The sequence below is a fragment of the Streptomyces johnsoniae genome, assembly GCF_031845565.1.
GTDB classification, from domain to species: Bacteria; Actinomycetota; Actinomycetes; order Streptomycetales; family Streptomycetaceae; genus Streptomyces; species Streptomyces johnsoniae.
The window spans coordinates 202,941-222,013 of sequence record NZ_JAVREV010000016.1 but is presented as its reverse complement, the minus strand read 5'-3'; the positions used below and the strand labels follow the sequence as shown (position 1 = coordinate 222,013).

At 70.0% G+C, this 19,073-nt stretch carries 16 protein-coding genes and 2 pseudogenes; 8 read left to right on the top strand and 10 right to left on the bottom strand.

Annotated features, from left to right (window positions below; genetic code table 11):
• The 3 genes from RM779_RS26230 to pdhA form a co-directional block, all read right to left on the bottom strand.
• Nucleotides 1–436 (bottom strand): biotin/lipoyl-containing protein (locus tag RM779_RS26230; RefSeq protein WP_311620222.1); only part of this gene is annotated, 436 nt, incomplete at its 3' end.
• The gene (locus RM779_RS26225; RefSeq protein WP_311620231.1) at nucleotides 433–1,392 is read right to left on the bottom strand and encodes an alpha-ketoacid dehydrogenase subunit beta; all 960 of its coding nucleotides are present in this window, start codon (nucleotides 1,390–1,392) and stop codon (nucleotides 433–435) included. The genes RM779_RS26230 and RM779_RS26225, both read right to left, overlap by 4 nt.
• An 8-nt stretch (nucleotides 1,393–1,400) precedes the next feature.
• Complete coding sequence (gene pdhA / locus RM779_RS26220) at nucleotides 1,401–2,474, bottom strand: pyruvate dehydrogenase (acetyl-transferring) E1 component subunit alpha (RefSeq protein ID WP_311620221.1); 1,074 nt, start codon at nucleotides 2,472–2,474, stop codon at nucleotides 1,401–1,403.
• A 148-nt stretch (nucleotides 2,475–2,622) separates the two neighbouring features.
• On the opposite strand from pdhA, the gene RM779_RS26215 reads away from it, so the two are divergent.
• Nucleotides 2,623–3,126, top strand: a complete 504-nt coding sequence (locus RM779_RS26215; RefSeq protein WP_077060216.1) for an Lrp/AsnC family transcriptional regulator — start codon at nucleotides 2,623–2,625, stop codon at nucleotides 3,124–3,126.
• Between the two features lie 43 nt (nucleotides 3,127–3,169).
• Here the strand turns inward: RM779_RS26215 and RM779_RS26210 are convergent, their stop codons facing one another.
• Nucleotides 3,170–4,336, bottom strand: coding sequence for a nitric oxide synthase oxygenase (locus RM779_RS26210; RefSeq protein WP_311620220.1), 1,167 nt, complete (start codon nucleotides 4,334–4,336; stop codon nucleotides 3,170–3,172).
• A gap of 202 nt (nucleotides 4,337–4,538) precedes the next feature.
• Nucleotides 4,539–5,141: a TetR/AcrR family transcriptional regulator gene (locus RM779_RS26205; RefSeq protein ID WP_077060214.1), complete on the bottom strand. Its 603-nt coding sequence runs from the start codon at nucleotides 5,139–5,141 to the stop codon at nucleotides 4,539–4,541.
• A gap of 78 nt (nucleotides 5,142–5,219) precedes the next feature.
• Here RM779_RS26205 and paaN point away from each other — a divergent pair, with 78 nt between their 5' ends.
• Both paaN and RM779_RS26195 read left to right on the top strand, forming a co-directional pair.
• Complete coding sequence (gene paaN / locus RM779_RS26200; RefSeq protein WP_311620219.1) at nucleotides 5,220–6,863, top strand: phenylacetic acid degradation protein PaaN; 1,644 nt, start codon at nucleotides 5,220–5,222, stop codon at nucleotides 6,861–6,863.
• 138 nt (nucleotides 6,864–7,001) lie between these two features.
• Nucleotides 7,002–7,826: an alpha/beta hydrolase family protein gene (locus tag RM779_RS26195; protein WP_311620218.1), complete on the top strand. Its 825-nt coding sequence runs from the start codon at nucleotides 7,002–7,004 to the stop codon at nucleotides 7,824–7,826.
• A gap of 53 nt (nucleotides 7,827–7,879) precedes the next feature.
• On the opposite strand, the gene RM779_RS26190 is transcribed toward RM779_RS26195, so the two are convergent.
• The 3 genes from RM779_RS26190 to RM779_RS26180 form a co-directional block, all read right to left on the bottom strand.
• Nucleotides 7,880–8,620, bottom strand: coding sequence for a creatininase family protein (locus RM779_RS26190; protein ID WP_311620217.1), 741 nt, complete (start codon nucleotides 8,618–8,620; stop codon nucleotides 7,880–7,882).
• Between the two features lie 4 nt (nucleotides 8,621–8,624).
• Complete coding sequence (locus tag RM779_RS26185; RefSeq protein ID WP_311620216.1) at nucleotides 8,625–9,470, bottom strand: tetratricopeptide repeat protein; 846 nt, start codon at nucleotides 9,468–9,470, stop codon at nucleotides 8,625–8,627.
• A 118-nt stretch (nucleotides 9,471–9,588) separates the two neighbouring features.
• Nucleotides 9,589–9,930, bottom strand: a complete 342-nt coding sequence (locus tag RM779_RS26180) for a hypothetical protein (protein WP_394813389.1) — start codon at nucleotides 9,928–9,930, stop codon at nucleotides 9,589–9,591.
• Nucleotides 9,931–10,219: 289 nt separating this feature from the next.
• Between RM779_RS26180 and RM779_RS26175 the strand changes: the two genes are divergently transcribed.
• Together RM779_RS26175 and RM779_RS26170 are read left to right on the top strand one after the other, a co-directional pair.
• The gene (locus RM779_RS26175) at nucleotides 10,220–10,384 is read left to right on the top strand and encodes a hypothetical protein (protein ID WP_311620215.1); all 165 of its coding nucleotides are present in this window, start codon (nucleotides 10,220–10,222) and stop codon (nucleotides 10,382–10,384) included.
• Between the two features lie 357 nt (nucleotides 10,385–10,741).
• Nucleotides 10,742–11,008: a UTRA domain-containing protein gene (locus RM779_RS26170; RefSeq protein ID WP_311620214.1), complete on the top strand. Its 267-nt coding sequence runs from the start codon at nucleotides 10,742–10,744 to the stop codon at nucleotides 11,006–11,008.
• Nucleotides 11,009–11,388: 380 nt separating this feature from the next.
• Here RM779_RS26170 and RM779_RS26165 read toward each other — a convergent pair whose 3' ends face one another.
• Nucleotides 11,389–12,213 (bottom strand): SLATT domain-containing protein, encoded by an 825-nt coding sequence (locus tag RM779_RS26165; RefSeq protein WP_311620213.1) that lies wholly within the window; start codon nucleotides 12,211–12,213, stop codon nucleotides 11,389–11,391.
• Between the two features lie 875 nt (nucleotides 12,214–13,088).
• Between RM779_RS26165 and RM779_RS26160 the strand changes: the two are divergent.
• Both RM779_RS26160 and vph read left to right on the top strand, forming a co-directional pair.
• Nucleotides 13,089–14,180: pseudogene (locus tag RM779_RS26160) on the top strand (IS630 family transposase).
• Entirely contained in the window at nucleotides 14,177–15,040 is an 864-nt protein-coding gene (gene vph / locus RM779_RS26155) for a viomycin phosphotransferase (protein WP_311620212.1), read from the top strand. Before RM779_RS26160 ends, vph begins: the two are co-directional and overlap by 4 nt.
• Nucleotides 15,041–15,112: 72 nt before the next feature.
• Here the strand turns inward: vph and RM779_RS26150 are convergent, their stop codons facing one another.
• Nucleotides 15,113–15,331 carry a hypothetical protein gene (locus RM779_RS26150; RefSeq protein WP_311620211.1) on the bottom strand — a complete coding sequence of 73 codons (219 nt, stop codon included), beginning with the start codon at nucleotides 15,329–15,331 and terminating at the stop codon, nucleotides 15,113–15,115.
• Between the two features lie 188 nt (nucleotides 15,332–15,519).
• Here RM779_RS26150 and dnaE point away from each other — a divergent pair.
• Nucleotides 15,520–19,058 (top strand): annotated as a pseudogene (gene dnaE, locus RM779_RS26145) (DNA polymerase III subunit alpha).
• The last annotated feature ends 15 nt before the right edge of the window (nucleotides 19,059–19,073 follow it).

Genomic DNA, 19,073 nt, shown 5'->3' with positions numbered 1-19,073 from the left:
GTGGCGGGGGTGGCGGGGGTGGCGGGGGTAGGGGTGGACCGGTCCCCGGCTCCTCGTGCGCGGGGGCGACCTGGCCCGCGCCGGTGGGGGAAGGGGACGGGGACCGGGGTCCGTAGCCGACCAGGACCTGGCCCGGGCCGGGTTCCGCGTCGGCGCCCGCGTCGGCGCCCGCGTCGGCGGCGACGCGGACCAGCGGGCTGCCGACGGGGATGTCCTCGCCGGGCGCGCCGAAGCGGGCGGTGACGGTGCCCGCGAAGGGACAGGGCACTTCGACCTGCGCCTTGGCCGTTTCGACCTCCACCACGGGCTGGTCGATGTCGACGTGGTCGCCGACCTCCACCAGCCAGCGGGTGATCTCGGCTCCGGTCAGGCCCTCACCCAGGTCGGGAAGGCGGAATTCGCGCGTCGTCGGTGGTGTCGTCGGTGTCGTCGTCATACGAGGTCCCACTGGAGACGGGCGACCGCGGCCAGGATGCGGTCCGCGTCGGGCAGATGGTGATGTTCGAGCAGCGGCGGCGGGTAGGGGATGTCGAAGCCGGTGACTCGCAGCACCGGGGCCCGCAGGTGGTGGAAGCAGCGTTCGGTCACGCGGGCGGCGATCTCCGCGCCGGGACCCGCGAAGCCGGCGGCCTCGTGCACGACGACGGCGCGCCCGGTGCGGCTGACCTCCGCGCAGACCGTCTCGTCGTCGAACGGGACGAGGGTGCGCAGATCGACGACGCCGAGGTCCCACCCCTGCTCGCGGGCGGCGTCGGCCGCGGCGAGGCACACCGGCAGGGCCGGGCCGTAGGTGAGAAGGGTGGCGTCGGCGCCGGTGCGGCGGACCGCGGCGCGGCCGAACGGCGCGACCTCGCCGCCGAGTTCGCCCTTCGTCCAGTACAGGCGCTTGGGTTCGAGGAAGACGACGGGGTCGTCGGAGGCGATGGCCTGCCGCAGCAGCCCGTACGCGTCGGCGACGGTTGCCGGGGTGACCACGTGCAGTCCCGGCGTGGCCATGTAGTACGACTCGGAGGAGTCGCTGTGGTGCTCGACGCCGCCGATGCCGCCGCCGTAGGGCACGCGCACGGTCAGCGGCATCGGCACGGCGCCGCGGGTGCGGTTCCGCATCCGGGCGACGTGCGAGACCAGTTGTTCGAACGCGGGGTAGGCGAACGCGTCGAACTGCATCTCCACCACCGGCCTGAGGCCGTACATCGCCATGCCCGCGGCCGTGCCGAGGATGCCGGCCTCGGCCAGCGGCGTGTCCGTGCAGCGGTTCTCGCCGAACTCGGCGGCCAGCCCGTCGGTGACGCGGAACACGCCGCCCAGGGCGCCGATGTCCTCGCCGAGGAGGTGGACGTCCGGGTCCTCGGCCAGCGCGTCGCGCAGCGCCCGGTTCAGCGCCTGCGCCATCGGTACGGTCACGGCGCGCCTCCCGCACCGCCGCCGAACCCGGCGGCCTGCTCGCGCAGTTGCGGGGTGGGGGTGGCGTAGACGTGGGCGAAGAGGTCGGCCGGGGCGAGCGGCGGGTCGCTGCCGAGCGCCGCGCGGAGGCCGGCGGCCAGCTCCTCGGCGTCCGCGCGGGCGGCCTCCGCCGCGTCGTCGGTGAGCAGCCCGTGCCGCCGCAGTTCGCGTTCGAGGCGGGGGAGCGGGTCGCGGGCGCGCCAGGCGGCGACCTCGGCGTCGTCGCGGTAGCGGGTCGCGTCGTCGGCGTTGGTGTGCGCGTCGACGCGGTAGGTCAGGGCCTCCACGAGGGTGGGGCCGCCGCCGGCGCGGGCGCGGTCCAGGGCTTCGGTGAGGACGTGGTGGACGGCGGGTGCGTCGTTCCCGTCGACGAGGCGGCCCGGCATGCCGTAGCCGATGGCCTTGTGCGCGATGCTGGGCGCCGCGGTCTGTTTGGCGAGCGGCACGGAGATGGCCCAGCCGTTGTTCTGCACGAGGAAGACGACGGGCGCGCGCCAGACGGCGGCGAAGTTCAGCGCCTCGTGGAAGTCGCCCTCGGAGGTGCCGCCGTCGCCGACGAGGCCGAGGACGGCGACGTCGTCGCCGCGCAGCCGCGCGGCGTGGGCCAGGCCGACGGCGTGCGGGAGCTGGGTGGCCAGCGGGGTGCACAGGGGCGCGATGCGGTGGGCGTGCGGGTCGTAGCCGGTGTGCCAGTCGCCGCGCAGCAGCCCGAGTGCGGCGGCCGGCGGCAGTCCGCGGGTCACGGCGGCGAGGGTGTCGCGGTAGCTGGGGAACAGCCAGTCGCGCGGGCCGAGGGCGAGCGCGGCGGCGACCTGGCACGCTTCCTGTCCGGTGGAGGACGGGTAGACGGCCAGCCGCCCCTGCCGGGTGAGCGTGGTCGCCTGCGTGTTGTACCGCCGGCCGCGGACGAGTGCGGTGTAGAGCCGTGGCCACAGCGCGGAATCGGGCGGGGACTGGCCGAGCATCCGGAACGGTTCGCTCTCGGGCAGCAGTGTGGGCAGTTCCGTAACGGTCGCGTCCTGAACGGTCACCGTGGGCACCTCCTCGCGGCGAGCAACCCTCCCTACCGATTGTTCGGTTGACGGCGCAGCTTGGCTACCACCGGGGAGACCCTGTGGACAGCTGGTCCGATGTGACGTGGTATGGGAGCAGGACGTCCAGGGAGGGAGCCGGAAACGCATGCCCGACGACCAGTTGACCACCGACGGCGCGAACCGCGCGGGCTCCGCGCCCCCCGTCCGCCCCCTCGACCCCATCGACACGGCGATCCTGCGGCTGCTGCGCACCGACGGGCGCGCGTCGGTGCGTTCCGTGGCGGAGCAGGTCCACATCTCGCGGGCCAACGCCTACGCGCGCATCAACCGGCTGATCGAGGAGGGCGTGATCCGCGGCTTCTCGGCCCGGGTGGACCACGAGCGGGCGGGCCAGGGGGCGTCCGCCTACATCACGCTGAAGATCGTGCAGGACAGCTGGCGTTCGGTGCGGGCGAAGCTGGAGGCGCTGCCGGGCGCCACCCACATCGCGCTGGTCAGCGGCGACTTCGACGTGCTGCTGCTGGTGCACACGGCGGACAACCGGGCGCTGCGGGAGCTGGTGCTCACCCGCATCCAGGCGATGCCCGAGGTGCTGAGCACGCGCACGCTGCTGGTCTTCGAGGAGCAGGACCTGCTGCCCGGCCGGTGAGTCCGGCCCGCCGGGCCGCGCCCGGTCCGAGGAGGCGGAACGGTCAGTGCGCCACCGGGCAGCGGCCCTCGCCCAGCGCACGGGCCTCGTCGTCGAGGTAGAAGTTGGGCCGCAGATCGGCCTCGTCGTAGTACCGGTGGTAGACGGGGGTCAGGCCACCGGAGACGGGCGGCACGATCCACGACCAGTCGGCGGGCACGGTGCGGCCCTGCGCCTCCTCCCGCTCCAGGTGGGTGAGGAAGCGGCGGGACTCGGTGTGGTGGTCGCTGATCTTCACCCCGGCCGCCTGGAAGGAGTGCAGCACGGCGACGTTCAGCTCGACCAGCGCCCGGTCGCGCCACAGGGTCGTCTCGCTGCCGGTGTCGAGGCCGAGCAGGTCGGCGATGACGGGGAGCAGGTTGTAGCGTCCGGGGTCCACGAAATTGCGGGCGCCGATCTCGGTGCCCATGTACCAGCCGTTGAACGGGGCCAGCGGGTAGTCGATGCCGCCGATCGACAGCCGCATCTGCGAAATGGCGGGCAGGGCGTGCCAGCGCAGGCCGAGCGCGGCGAACCGCGGGTTGTCCGGGTGCACGATCGGCACTTCGAGCACCAGGTCGCGCGGTACGTCGAACAACTGCGGCTTGTCGCCGTGCGTCTCGACGACCAGCGGCAGCACGTCGAACCAGCCGCCGGGGGCCTGCCAGCCCATCCGGCGCACGACGTCGGTGAACGCGGCCTGCCCCTGGTCGCCGATCGGCGCGCCGTCCACGGTGCGGTAGCCGGCGTAGCGGATCAACTGGGCGTTCCAGACCCGGGGGGCGGCCCGGTACGGGGTGGCCGGGGCGAACACGGAGACCAGCGGGCGGATGCGGCCGCGGTTGGTGGCCATCCGCAGGTGTTCCATCAGGTGGCCGTGGATCTCGTGCGCCGTGACCGCGGTGCGCCGGTCGACGACGCGCAGGCTCTTCCAGTACAGGCGGCCTATGCAGCGGCTGGAGTTGCGCCAGGCGACCCGCGCGCCGAACTCCAGCTCGGCGTGCGTGTGCCGGTAGGTGCCGGTCTGCTCCAGGTGCTCGCGGATCTGCCGCAGCCGCGTGGCGAACGGCACCGGCTGGTCCGGCTGTTCGGTATGGAACAGCCGGATGAACTCCTCCGCCTCCTGCCAGTCGGGCACCCGCCAGGCGGGGGCCGCGGGGCGGACGGCTGCGGTGGGGCGCGTGGAGTGCATGGGCTTCCCGGAGTCGTGGACGGCACGGGTACGTCGTCGGTGCGTCGTCGGTACGTCGTCGGTGCGTGATCCCCGCCGGCGCCAGGGTAATTGATGCCGCGGCTCAGGCGCCGCCCCGGCGCCGTCCCGGCGCGGCCCCGGCGCGGCCCCGGCGCGGCCCCGGCGCGGCCCCGGCGCGGCCCCGGCGCGGCCCCGGCGCGGCTCAGGACGCGCCGCGGTCCGGCGGGCGCAGGCCGGTGAACGCGAGGGCGACGACGGCCTCGACGACCTCCGCGGAGACCTGCGGTCCCCCGCGCTGCGGCCGGTACCACTCGACGATCGAGTTGATCATGCCGAACAGCAGCCGCGTCGCCAGCCTGGCGTCGGCCCCGGGGCGCAGGTCGCCGTCCGCGGCGGCCTGCCGCAGCAGTCCCGCCACGCGGTGGTCGAAGTCGCGGCGGCGGCGCAGCGCCCAGCGTTCCGTCTCGGTGTTGCCGCGCACGCGCAGCAGCAGGGTGACGTACGGCAGCCGTTCCATCAGCACCTCCGCCGTGCGGCGCACGACGTGTTCGAGGCGGTCGACGGCGCGTCCGGTGGTGGCGGGCGGCTCGTCGAGAACGGCGGAAAGACCGTCGAGCGCGTGGCTGACGGCGCGGCGCAGCAGGTCCTCCTTGCCCGGGACGTGGTGGTAGATGGAGGACTTGGAGATGCCCGCGGCGCGCGCCAGGTGTTCCATGGACGTGCCGTCGTAGCCGCGTTCGTTGAAGACCGTGACGGCGACTTCGAGCAAGGACTGCGGTGTGTAGGTCTCGCGCCTGCCTGCCATGGTGGTCCGTCGCCCCGTTCTTCCGCCGGCCGTGCGCCGGTCTTGCACCGACCGTTCGTTCGGCAGCAGTATCGTGCCATGGCCTCTTCGCACCGCGCCACGCTGGACACCGCCGTCGAGACCCTCCGCAGCCGGGCCCACTGGTCCCCGCACCCCGAGCACCCGCGCGCCTACGCGGACGACGGCGAAGCCGCGTTCCGTGCGCTGTGCGACCGCAGATTCGACCTCGGCCAGCCCGGCACCGACGGCTGGGCCGGCGGCGAGGTGTCGCCGTACGGATTCCCGCTCGGCATCACGTACCCGCACGCGGACCCGGACGTGCTGCTGCCCGCGATGCGGGCGGCACTGCCCGCGTGGCGGGCCGCGGGCGCCGAACGGCGGGCCCTGGTGTGCCTGGACGTGCTGGCCAGGATCAACGCGCGCACCCCCGAGTTCGCGCAGGCCGTCATGCACACGACGGGACAGGCGTACGTGATGGCGCTCCAGGCGGGCGGGCCGCACGCGCAGGACCGCGGGCTCGAAGCGGTGGCGTACGCGTACGCGGAGCAGACGCGCACGCCGGAGCGCGCCGAGTGGACCAAACCGCAGGGCAAGCGCGATCCGCTGGTGCTCGACAAGGAGTTCGTGCCGGTGCCGCGCGGCATCGCGCTGCTGATCGGCTGCAACACCTTCCCCACCTGGAACGGGTTCCCCGGCCTGTTCGCCTCGCTGGCCACCGGCAACCCCGTGCTGGTCAAACCGCACCCGCGGGCCGTGCTGCCGCTGGCGCTCGCGGTCCGCGTCGCCCGCGAGACGCTGGCCGACGCGGGCTTCGACCCCAACCTGGTGGCCCTGGCCGCGGAACGGGACGGCGAGGGCACGGCCCGCACCCTCGCGCTGCGCGAGGAGATCCGGATCATCGACTACACCGGGTCGACGGAGTTCGGCGACTGGCTGGAGGCCAACGCCCGTCAGGCGCAGGTCTTCACCGAGAAGGCGGGCGTCAACACGGTGGTGCTCGACTCCACCGACGACTACCGCGGCATGCTCGGCAACCTGGCGTTCTCCCTGTCCCTGTACAGCGGCCAGATGTGCACCGCCCCGCAGAACGTGCTGATCCCGCGCACCGGCATCGCCACGGACGCGGGCCACCGGACGTACGAGGAGGTGGTGGCCGACCTGGCCGGCGCGGTGACCCGGCTGCTCGCGGACGACGCGCGCGCCGTCGGCCTGCTGGGCGCGCTGGTGAGCCCAGCGGTGCGCGAGCGCCTCGAAGCCGCGGAACGGACCGGCCGCGTCGCGCTCGCCCCGCGCGCGGTCACGCACCCCGACTTCCCCGGAGCGACGGTGCGCACCCCGCTGATCGTCGCCCTGGACGCGGCAGAGCCGACGGCCGAGAAGACGTATCTGACCGAGTGCTTCGGCCCGGTGAGCTTCGCGGTCGCCGTCGACTCGACGGAGGCCGCGATCGGCCTGCTGCGCCGCACGGTCACCGAACGCGGCGCGCTCACCGTGCTCGGCCACACCACGTCCGAGGCGGTCGCCGGGGCGCTGACCGAGGCGTGCCTGGACACCTGCGCGCAGCTCTCGCTCAACCTCACCGGCGGCGTGCACGTCAACCAGACCGCCGCCTTCTCCGACTTCCACGGCTCGGGCGGCAACCCGGCGGCCAACGCGGCCCTGGTGGACGGCGCCTACATCACCCCCCGCTTCCGAACGGTAGAAATCCGCCGCCCGGCCTGAGCCCCCCTCGGGGCCGGGCCCGCCCGCCTGTCGTCTCCTGGACGGTTCAGCCGTTGGCAGATCGGCCACCGGCAGAAGCAGGGTCCCAGTCTCCGCCGAGCCGCCTACAGTGGCGAGCCGAGAACCGAAGGAGAGACGATGGAAACGATCACTGGTACCGCGGCCGGAGTACCGTTCACGGCGCTCCCACCGGCCGGAGCCGTCGACGGGCCCGCGCCGTTGATCGTCACGTGGCACATGCTGGACGCGCCGCGTACGGACGCGGCGTTCGCCGCCGCGCTGCCCATGGCCGGGGTGCCCGCCTGGCGGGTCCACCTGGGCATGCCGATGTGTGGCACGCGGATGGTGGACGGCCGCGTCGAAGCCGCCCTCGAACTGGCCCGACAGGACGCGGTGCTGGCGTTCCTGACGCCGATCGCCCATCAGGCCGTCGAGGAGTTCCCGGCCGCGCTCACCGCGTTGCGCGATCAACTGCCGGTCGACGAGGGGCCGGTCAGCCTTCTCGGCGCCTCCCTCGGCGGGGCCGTGGCGCTCCAGATACTGGCCACGGGGCTGATCCCCGTCCGGGCGATCGCCATGGTCAACCCGGCTCTGCGCATACGGTCCACCGTCGGGCCGGTCGCAGACCTCACCGGACAGCCGTACCGGTGGACCGCGGAAGCCGAGAAGGCCGCCGACGAACTGGATTTCGTCGCCCGGGCCGGAGAGTTCCGAGCACAACCGCCGCTGCTGCTCGTCAGCGGGGAACGGGACCGCCCGGAACTGCGCGAGGACGCGTTCGCCCTGGTCGACGCGCTGCACGAGCAATACGCGGACCCGGACGTGGTCGAACTGATCACTGTGCCTGACCTGGGGCACTCCCTGGCCGATGAACCGGGCCTGGAACCGGCTGCCCAACGCCCCACGAGCAGGGCAGTCGACGAGATCCTGACGGAGTGGTACCAACAGCGCCTCAGGAGCTGACCACCGGTACTCGGCGGCGGCACGTGCCCCTGGCCGTCCACATCACCCCCGCTTCAGCACCGCGAAGATCCGCCGCCCCGACCGAGCCCGCCGATCAACGCCAGGTGGCCGGCTGCGGTGCCGGAGAAGCTGTCCAGAATCGCCTTGCCCTTCGCGGCGGTTGCCAGAGAGGGCCGGCCGATGATGCCGGTCGTGGTGTAGCCCGCCACGCCCAACGTCAGCAGGTGCGGCCGTTCGGGCGCCGAGTGATCGTCCTCGGCGATGCCTTCGCCGACGGCATGGGGAACACCGTGCAGGAGCAGCGATACTTCGAACTCTCCTCCGTGCATGTCCTCTTCACTGCTGCTTTCGAGTCCCGCCGCGGCCCGGGCCCGGCGCCGGTCCTCGTGGGCGGGGAAGAGAGCGACGCGAGGGCCGGTGACGTTGAGCTCCTGGACGACGTTGGAGAGCACGTAGTTGCCGCCGTGGCCGTTGACGATGAGCAGACCTGGTACACCTGCGCCTTCCAGCGAACGCCAGATGTCCTTGATCATGGCGTACAGGGTGCCGGCGGAGATGCTGACCGTACCCGCCATGTGTGCGTGCTCGTGGGAGCAGGAGACCGTAACGGGCGGCAGGAGGAACAGCCCGTGGTCGTCGGCGATCCGGCGAGCGATCAGGCAGGCGATCAGGGTGTCGGTGGTGAGGGGAAGCCGCTCGCCGTGCTGCTCGAAACTCCCCACCGGGAGGACGGCGACCGCGCGCCCCCTGCGCCGCTCGTCACCGGAGGTGGCTCCCGTTATCAGATCGTCCATGACGTCAGCTTCCCTCACCCGGCCCGACCTGCCCAAGCTGCCCAAGTCCGGCGGACGCCCGGGTGAACCGGTACCGCTCGGCAAACTCGGCCACCTCGGGCACGTGCGCATGCCGTGGAGCCGCGCGCAGGACGGCGGCGAGTTCGTTCATGGTGCGCGCTGAGCCTGTCTGGCCGGCGATCGTCAGTGCCTTCGTTGCGGCGTCGGCCCCGCGCTCGGGCTCGTCGGCTACGACGTAGGCACGGGCAAGTCTCGCGAGATAAACGCCCCGGTCGTTGCGGAAGACCTGGGGAACGGCGGCGAGTCCGGCTTCGAAGAGCTGCGCGGCGCGACGGGGATCGCCCAGGTCCATCCAGCAGTTGGCCCGTTGCATCTCGACGTAGGTCGGCGTGCAGTACGAGGTGTCGAGCGTGCGGCCCGGGTCGGTCGCGTTCGCCCGCGAGGCCAGCGCGTGTGCCTCGTCGAACTTGGCGAGTGCGGCCTTGGGGTTGCCCATGAGCGCGTGTCCTTGGGCCTCCTGCTGGGCGGCGAGAGCCGTGATCCGAGGCATCATTCCGGGCATGCGCTGCGCGGCGCGAGCAAGCCCCACGGCTCTCTGCGGGTTGGCCTGGGCAGTCGCCTGATTCGCCTTCCGAAAGAGCACGTACGACTGCATTTGATCGTCGGCCGCTTCCTGCGCCCACTCCATGGATCGATCCGACCAGTAGGCAGCCGTTCGGAAATCGCCCAGGTCCTGGAAGAGCCACCCCAAGAACTCGGCTACTCGGCTACCGGTGCCGAGAAGCTCCTGGCGAGCAGGGACCGCGCTCCTGTCCAGCACGCGCATGATGCAGTGGGCCTGGTGCAGCACGGACGGGATGGTCTGGCGCGCCGAAGAAATTTGCACCGACGTAGTGCTTGGGTAGTTGGCTCTCGACCATGCTGACGACGAACGCCGGGTCGGTCGGATCGTCCTCCGCAATCGGAGACTAGGCGCCGGGCGTCCCGAACCGCGGGGTGGGGGGCGCCTGCTCGTCCTGTTCCCAGTCACGGGCGGCGAGTCCGAGCATGCGGCCAGGAATGCGTAAGCCGTCCGCCACGCGCTCGATCACCGAGATGTCCCTGATGACGCGCTGATTCTTGAGTACTTCACCGACGCGGCTCGGAGTCAGGTCGCAACGCCGGGCAATCAGCGAAGGGAAAATCCCGGCCCGGACCCTGACAAGGTCAAAGATGCGTGCGAATTCGCGCTGTCGGCATGCCTCGATCATTTCGGCGTCGCGCAGCAGCCGGTCCGGAAGCTCGTGGGGCGGTTCGTACTTGGAGGGCATGCGCCACGCTCCGAGACAGGGACGGCTGGGGTGGGTTGGGCTCCACTAAGAGAGATCTTATCCACGGTGGGTAACCATGCGGGTCTACATGACGCGCCCCGAAGCCACGACGCTTGTGCTCACACGTACCCCCGCGGCCGCGGGACAGCGGTCCGGGGACATAACGAACGCTGCTGAGGAGCACTGACATGCCAAACCCTGCCGCCCGAGTCTTCAACCCACCCCTGATGTCTCCCGCTTCGGGCCGACACCGGCGCCCCAGCACCCATCGGCGTGCTGGAGCGAAGTCGTGAGCGAGACAGGGCCCCCCGAGACCGGATCGCCCGCACGCGACGCCAAGCACGACCGCAGCGGACGAGAGACGGGACCACCCGATGAGGAGGACCTCGGCGCCCAGCTGGCCGGCCTGAACAAGCGGATCGACGAACATCTGAAGCGGTTGGCGGGCACATGACGGGCGCTTTTCCCCAGGCGGGCAGTCCTCCGGTTGGCGTCCTGGTCTCCATAGAGGTTGACGCCTGCACGGTCCGGCGCGGAGACCAAGTCATGGTCGGCGGTCAGGCATGGGTCGTCCTCGATATGGTGAGCATCGGACGGGGCGGCAAGCGTCTGCACTTCGCCGGCGGCGAAAGTCTCACCATGTCCCGTACGACCGTGCTTTGGGCCGCCCGCCGCATCAGCCCTCGCCAGGCACGCCGACGGTAGCGCCGGCTGCCCCTGCGAAAGCCGGCACCGCGGCAGCGCCCCGCACTGCATCACGCACGTCTACCAGCCCACGACCCTCGCCGGTATCGGGGCGCCCCTCGGCGACATGCCCCCCTCACTGAGGAGTGCCGACCTCCGCGAACGGCTGTCCGCCGCGGGGATCGCCCTCGACCGGGTAGTGGAACAGGTCACCGCACGCCCCCCGACCGCCGACGAAGCCGACACCTTCGACATCACCATCGGCGTATCCATGCTGTCCATCCAGCGCACAGCGATCGACACCACCGGCCGCGTGCTGGAAGCCGCCTTCCTCACCTGTCCGGCGACCGCGCAGAAGCCACTTACACCACAACCCGCGTCAACAGCGCTGTAACACCCCCAGGTGTCCAACCTGTCCGTCTGTCCGGACCACTCCTTTGGTCCGGACAGACGGAAGGGGGACGCCCCCCGCGTGTTACAGCAGAAGCCGCTCAGCCGGACGGCTCCTGCCCCCATCGTTGACATCTATGCAGAATACTTCGCCTTCATGGATTTCGCCGATTTCTCGACCCCTTCTTCCGGCCAGCTTTGATTTTCAGCCAGTACGCTCTAGCCATCGTTTTCTCTTCAGGGTGAGCGGCGAGGCGGGCGATTATCCATGCCCTTTGCGGCCCCAAGGCGGGGTTTTTTTTGGTGAGACGTAAGGCTTGCCATGTGGTGATTGGCGCGAGTAACCAGCGGCTGATGGTGAAACCCATTAACCGAGGTCGCCTTTTAGACAACTTCTACACTTCCCTCGTGCGGCTGATCAAGCTGCTGTTCACGCTTGCGTTGCTCAACACGCAGGAATTCCACTTCCTTGGCCAACTTTGCCAGCCTTGTCGATTCATCCGAATCGTCGTAGGGGGGAATCCCCAGCTCAAAGGCGGTGATGTGGTGTTCGATGTCATCCGCCGTCTGTTGAAGATAGAAGGCCCGCTCACGCCATTTGTAGTAGCCGGTAAATCCTGCTGCCACGCCGACGGAGAAGGTGATACCCATAGCCCAGTATTTGATGGGAGTCGGGGTATCGGCAAGGGCGGCAACGGCCGTTCCGCTCAGCGAGCCGACGATAATGACAGACTGTGCGATGTTGTGCTTCCTTCTATATTTTCTTCCGTCTTTGCGAAGACCCTCAAGTTCGACCGGGATAGAGTCCTTGTAGGAGTACTGGCGGTCTGTCACCGGAAGGCCGAGACGGGCGGCGTCCAGGAGCCGCAGCTCCTCTGCTGCTTCGAGTTCGATCTTCAGTTCGCGCGCTGTCTTTTCGTAGTGCCCGCTTGCCTTACCTTCGACAAAACGGATCACTCCGAAGGTCGCTGCGCTGAGCAAAACTACAGGGATAGCGATCTTATTTGCCAGGGAGATGGCCGACCACCCGACCGCGACATTCGCGACCGTGAAACCGAATAATAGAGCGACGGCGAGAGCTGCGGCTAACCATCGAGTTACCGTTTGGATGGTTCGAACCCTGAAGGCGACCCGAATCTCGCCGATTTCCTTCTTGTGCCTGATTAGGGCTCTCACCCTGTCTGCTGTATCCGGGAACGGGGTCGTCATCGTCCTTGAGCCTTCTGTTTGTGTCGGTTGAGCAGTCGAGGGCTGTTCTCTCGTAGAGGTTGGCGTGCGGGTCTCAGGAGTGTGCAGTGATGCGTCATCCGGCGGCTCCCCGGCATTCGATCCATGCCGCGTGGGCCGAGAGTTCTGTTGAGCCGCGATGATGAGGAAGGCACCGCTGATGACGCCTGCGAGTGTCGTCAAGGAGCCCGCGCCTATGGCGGTGAATATCACGAAAGTATCTTTCAATGCCTCCCCTGTTAGTTTCTGGGCGCATTGCCTGGTTCACGGTGCGGCAACCGCTTTGCCGCACCACAGAAAGTTAATGCTAGTTGCTGTCAGTATCGGCAGCGCCCGAAGTGTCAGATTCAGCCACCTAAGCGACCTGTTTTGGTCGGACAACCGTACGAATGTGGCTTCTGCCCCCTAGTGTTCTCACTTGGGTATCGCCGATGAGGCTCAGCTCTAGACGGCGTCCTGCACGGTCGTGCGGCGGGGCACGGAAGGGGTGAGGGCTGGGCGGGTCTTGGCGCAGATGGATGCCGCTGATCGTTGTCGAGTCCGCCTGCGACGGCTGTGGTGTCGCGGGAGGGCAGGGCTGCCGCAGCCGGGCCGGCCCGGCAGGCATGCCGGATGAGGCCGGCGGGCGTCTGCCGGGGTTCGCGGTAGTGCGCAGGGCGCGCTCCCCCTTGGGAACGTGCCGCCGCCGCGGGAGCGGAACGGGCGAAGCGGCGGCCGGGCTCGCCGTCGCGCCGCGGGGGAGGTCCGGTGGTTACCCGCGCCGCGGGTCGCTAGTGCTGTGACCGAATAGGTTCGCTGGGTTGGTAGTTGGAGCGGTTGGATGGGCGATGACGTCCGTTCCGATCGCTGGAGGTGTGGTGGCCGCGCCTGTGCGGGTACGCGGACTGATCGAGCAGGAGGGGCAGAAACTGCAGCAGATCGTGCGCCGGGGCAGCACCAGCTCGGTGCGCTACCGGCGCGCGATGATGCTGCTGGCCTCGGTCGGCGGAAACCGCGTACCTGTGATCGCCCAGCTGGTCCAGGCCAACGAGGACACGGTGCGGGAGGTGATCCACCGGTTCAACGAGATCGGCCTGGCCTGCCTGGACTTTCAGTGGGCGGGAGGCCGTCCCCGCCTGCTCACCCCTGACGACGAAGACTTCGTCATCCAGACGGCCACCACCCGCCCCACCAAGCTCGGCCAACCCTTCACCCGCTGGTCGATCCGCAAACTCGCCGCATACCTGCGTCGCGTGCACGGACGCGTCATCCGCATCGGCCGGGAAGCCTTACGGTGCCTGCTCCGGCGCAGGGGCATCACCTTCCAGCGCACCAAGACCTGGAAGGAGTCCCCGACCCCGAGCGCGACGCCAAGCTCGACCGCATCGAGCATCTCCTGGGCCACTTCCCGAACCGGGTCTTCGCTTTCGACGAGTTCGGGCCCTGGGCATCAGGCCGACCGCTGGCTCCTGCTGGGCGAAGCAGAACAAGCCCGACCGGCTGCCGGCGACGTACCACCGTACCCATGGCGTCACCTACTTCCACGGCTGCTACTCCGTCGGCGACGACCAGATGTGGGGCGTCAACCGCCGCCGCAAAGGCACCGCCAACACCCTGGCCGCGCTGAAGTCGATCCGCGCCGCCCGACCCGACGGTGCCCCGATCTACATCATCCTGGACAACATCTCCGCCCACACCGGCACGGACATCCGCCACTGGGCTGCGAAGAACAAGGTCGAGCTGTGCTTCACCCCGACCTACGCCTCCTGGGCCAACCCGATTGAAGCCCACTTCGGCCCGCTGCGGCAGTTCACCCTGGCCAACTCAAACCACCGCAGCCACCCCGCGCAGACCCGAGTCCTGCACGCCTATCTGCGCTGGCGCAGACGCCCGCCCGCCGGCGCGGCCTGACAGCACTTCGTGCACAACATCGCCTCCGACCCATCGAAGGATCAAGAGGACACTCGTGAGCATCCTTACGACGCATCACGCTCTGCTAAGCCGTGTGCTGCCCGACGACAACCCGGACGACCTGGCCGTACGTCAGGGGCAATTCCACACCGTGGTCATCGGCTCAGACCGCGTCGTGTGCCTTCCTCGCACCCGGGCAGCAGCCGCCCGGCTGCCCCAGCGAGCGGCCGCACTACACGCACTCGCCGGCCTCGACCTCGGCTTCCGCACACCTGAGCCGCTGCTCCGGGGCGGCGCCCACGGCACCGACGAGGCGCCGTTCCTGGCACTCAGCCGCATTCCCGGAGAACCGCTGGAGACCGACGCCCTCAACGATGCCCAAGTGGTCGTCACTGTGGCGGCACAGTACGCCACGCTGCTGTCCGCTCTGGCCCGTGCAGGCACCGACGAGACGGTACGAGCAGTTCTCCCTCAGGCACCAGAAGGCCAGTGGCGGCGCTTCGCGGAGAACGTGCGCGCGGAGCTGTTCTCGCTCATGTCCGACAGCGGACGCCTACAGGCCGAGCGGGAACTCACAGCACTCGACAGCCTTCCCCACCTCACCCAGGCAGTGGTCCATGGCGACCTCGGTGCCGAAAACGTCCTATGGGAGTGGACGCACGGCCTGCCGCACCTCTCCGGAGTACTCGACTGGGACGACGTCACACTCAGCGACCCGGCCGAGGACCTCGCAGCCATCGGCGTCAGCTACGGCCCCGAGCTCCTGGAGCGGGTGCTCGCGCTGGGCAGCTGGTCAAACCACGGACTCTTCACCCGCATCGCCGCGATCCGCGGCACATTCGCCCTGCAGCAAGCCCTCTACGCAATCCGCGACGGCGACGAAGAAGAACTCGCGGACGGCCTGGCCGACTACCGCTGAGTCACACCGGCACATCCGCTTCATCGAGCACTTCACATCAACAGCACCCTGCGAACCTAACAGGTCACAGCGCTAGCCCGCCGCGGGGCGCCAGTAGCGCCAGGTCGCGTCCAGGACGTCGGCGTTTCGCTGCTCCCATTCGGTGGCCGCGCGCACCCGTCCGCGTGGGCAGTCCCATGGGCGGCCGCCGCTGAGCGGCCGCAGGTGCAGGCGGCCGCCGGTGCGGCCGGTGATCCGGCCCAGCCGGCCGCTGCGCAGATCGACCACACATGCCCCGTCAGCCCAGGACATCGCGTCTCCTCTGACGTCCGTCCGTCTTCCGAACGTCCACTGTGCGCGCTCGGCGGTCCTGTGCCGCGCGAGTTTGGTCCGCCTTGCGCAACGCTGAACACGTTCGGATGACATCCGGCCGCGAGACGGGCGCACGGATTGAACGATCGTCCTGAACGTACGTCCAAGACGCGTGTACCGTGGCCCGCATGGGGCACGCCGGGAAACCGTTCACGCATCTGCACGTCCACTCCCAGTACTCGCTGCTCGACGGCGCGGCGCAGCTCGCGGACCTGTTCGAGGCGTGCCGGGAGACGGGCATGACGCACCTGGCCGTCACCGACCACGGGAATCTGCACGGTGCCTACGACTTCTTCCACCAGGCCCGCGAGGCCGGCGTGACGCCGGTCATCGGCATCGAGGCGTACGTGGCGCCGGAGTCGCGGCGGCACAAGCGGCGCGTCCAGTGGGGGCAGCCGCACCAGAAGCGGGACGACGTCTCCGGCTCCGGCAGCTACACGCACAAGACGATCTGGGCCTACGACGACACGGGCCTGCACAATCTCTTCCGGCTCTCCTCCGACGCCTACGCGACCGGCTGGCTGACCAAGTGGCCGCGCACCGACAAGGAGGCCATCGCCACCCACGCGCGGGGCCTGATCGCCTCCACCGGCTGTCCCTCCGGCGAGGTGCAGACGCGGCTGCGGCTCGGCCAGTGGGACGAGGCGCTGAAGGCCGCGGCGGACTACCGCGACATCTTCGGCCCCGGCCGGTATTTCGTCGAACTCATGGACCACGGTCTGGAGATCGAGCGCCGGGTCAGGGACGGGCTGCTGGACATCGGCCGCAAGCTGGGCATCCCGCCGCTCGTCACGAACGACGCCCACTACACGCGCGCCGACGAGGCCGCGGCCCACGACGCCCTGCTGTGCATCCAGACCGGCAAGAGCCTCGCCGACCCGGGCCGCTTCCGCTTCGACGGCTCGGGCTACTACCTGAAGTCGCCCGCGGAGATGTACGCCGTCGACTCCTCCGGCGCCTGGCAGGAGGGCTGCGCCAACACCCGGCTGGTCGCCGAACAGGTCGACGTCACCGGCTGGTTCGACAAGCACGACCTGATGCCGCGCTTCGACGTCCCCGAGGGCTACACCGAGGAGTCCTGGTTCCGCGCCGAGGTCGGCAGGGGCATGGCCCGCCGCTTCCCCGGCGGCGTCGGACAGCGGTACGCCGACCAGGCCGCGTACGAGATGGACGTCATCGTCCGGATGGGCTTCCCCGGATACTTCCTGGTGGTCGCGGACTTCATCATGTGGGCCAAGCGGCAGGGCATCGCCGTCGGTCCCGGCCGCGGTTCCGCGGCCGGGTCCCTGGTGTCCTACGCGCTGGGCATCACCGACCTCGACCCGCTGGTCCACGGCCTGATCTTCGAACGCTTCCGCAACCCGGAACGCGTCTCCATGCCGGACGTCGACATCGACTTCGACTAACGCAGGCGCGGCGAGGTGATCCGTTACGTCACCGAGAAGTACGGCGCCGACAAGGTCGCCATGATCGGCACCTACGGCACGATCAAGGCCAAGAACGCGATCAAGGACGCGGCGCGCGTGCTCGGTTACCCCTACGCGGTGGGCGACCGCATCACCAAGGCCATGCCCGCCGACGCGGGCGGCAAGGGCATCCCGCTGTCCGGCATCACCGACGAGGCGCACCCGCGGTACGCCGAGGCCGCCGAGGTCCGCGGCATGTACGGATGCGAGCCGGACGTGCGGAAGGTCGTCGACACCGCGCGCGGCGTGGAGGGCCTGGTCCGGCAGATGGGCGTGCACGCCGCGGGCGTCATCATGTCCAGCGAGCCGGTCACCGACCACGTGCCGGTGTGGGTGCGGCACTCCGACGGGGTGACCATCACGCAGTGGGACTACCCCAGTTGCGAATCGCTCGGCCTGCTGAAGATGGACTTCCTCGGCCTGCGCAACCTCACGATCATGGACGACGCCGTCACGCTGATCGAACGCAACAAGGGCCTGCGCATCGACCTGCTCGCGCTGCCGCTCGACGACCGGCCCACGTTCGAACTCCTCGGCCGCGGCGACACGCTGGGCATCTTCCAGTTCGACGGCAACGCGATGCGTTCCCTGCTGCGCCTGATGAAACCCGACAACTTCGAGGACATCACCGCCGTCACCGCCCTGTACCGGCCGGGCCCGATGGGCATGAACAGCCACACCAACTACGCCCTGCGCAAGAACGGCCGCCAGGAGATCACGCCGATCCACGAGGAGCTGGCGGAGCCGCTGACGGACGTCCTCGGCCTGACCTTCGGCCTCGTCGTCTACCAGGAGCAGGTGCAGCAGGCCGCGCAGATCCTGGCCGGCTACTCACTCGGCCAGGCCGACCTGCTGCGCCGCGCCATGGGCAAGAAGAAGAAAGAGGTGCTGGACAAGGAGTTCGTCCACTTCGAACGCGGCATGCGCGAGCGCGGCTACTCCCCCGGCGCGGTCCGCGCGGTGTGGGACGTCCTGGTCCCGTTCGCGGGCTACGCGTACAACAAGGCGCACGCCGCCGCCTACGCGCTGGTCTCCTACTGGACGGCCTACCTCAAGGCGAACCACCCGGCCGAGTACATGGCCGGCGTGCTCACCTCCGTCGGCGACGACAAGGACAAGATGGCGCTGTACCTGGGGGAGTGCCGCCGCATGGGCATCCGCGTCCTGCCGCCCGACGTCAACGAGTCCGACGCCACGTTCACGCCGAACGGCGACGACCGCATCCGCTTCGGCCTCACGGCGGTGCGGAACGTCGGCAGGCCCGTCGTGGACGCGGTGCTGCGGACGCGCGCGGCGCACGGGAAGTTCGTCTCGTTCCCCGACTACCTGGAGAAGTCCGAGGTGGTCGCCTGCAACAAGCGGACCGTCGAATCACTCATCAGGGCGGGCGCGTTCGACGACCTCGGGCATACCAGGAAGGGCCTCGCCGAACGCCACGAGGCGCTGATCGACTCCGTCGTCGCCCTCAAGCGCAAGGAGGCGGAAGGGCAGTTCGACCTGTTCGGCGGCATGAACGGGGAAGCGGACGGCGGCGGCCCCACGCCCGGGGCGGCGGCCGAATTCCCGGCCGAGGAGTGGGACCGCGCCCAACTACTCGCCGGGGAACGGGACATGCTCGGCCTGTACGTGTCCGCGCATCCGCTCGACGGTCTTGAGGACGGCTGCGGGCCGGGTCGGACACCGGCATCGCCGTCCTGACCGCGGGCGAGTACGCGGACGGCACGATCGTCACCGTCGGCGGCATCGTCTCGGGCCTGACGCGGAAGGTGACCAAACAGGGGAACCCGTGGGCCATCGCGGGCGTCGAGGACCTGAACGGCTCCATCGACTGCCTGTTCTTCCCCGCCGCCTACCAGTTGGTCTCCCACCAGCTCGTCGAGGACGCGGTGGTGTTCGTCAAGGGCCGCCTCGACCGGCGCGAGGACGTGCCGCGGCTCGTCGGCATGGAGCTGAGGGTGCCCGACCTGGCGTCCGCCGCCGGTACGCGCATCTGCCTGGAGATCGCCGAATCCCACGTGACGCCCCGGACGGTGGCGCAGCTCAAGGACATCCTGCGGGCCCACCCCGGCGGCACCGAGGTGCACCTGCGGATGCGCGGCCGGTCGCGGACCACCGTGTTCCGGCTCGGCCCGCGCGTGGCCGTCCGCCCCGAGTTCTGGGGCGACCTGAAGGCCGCCGTCGCCGTGACGCGCGTGTCCTGACCTGCTCGGGACCGG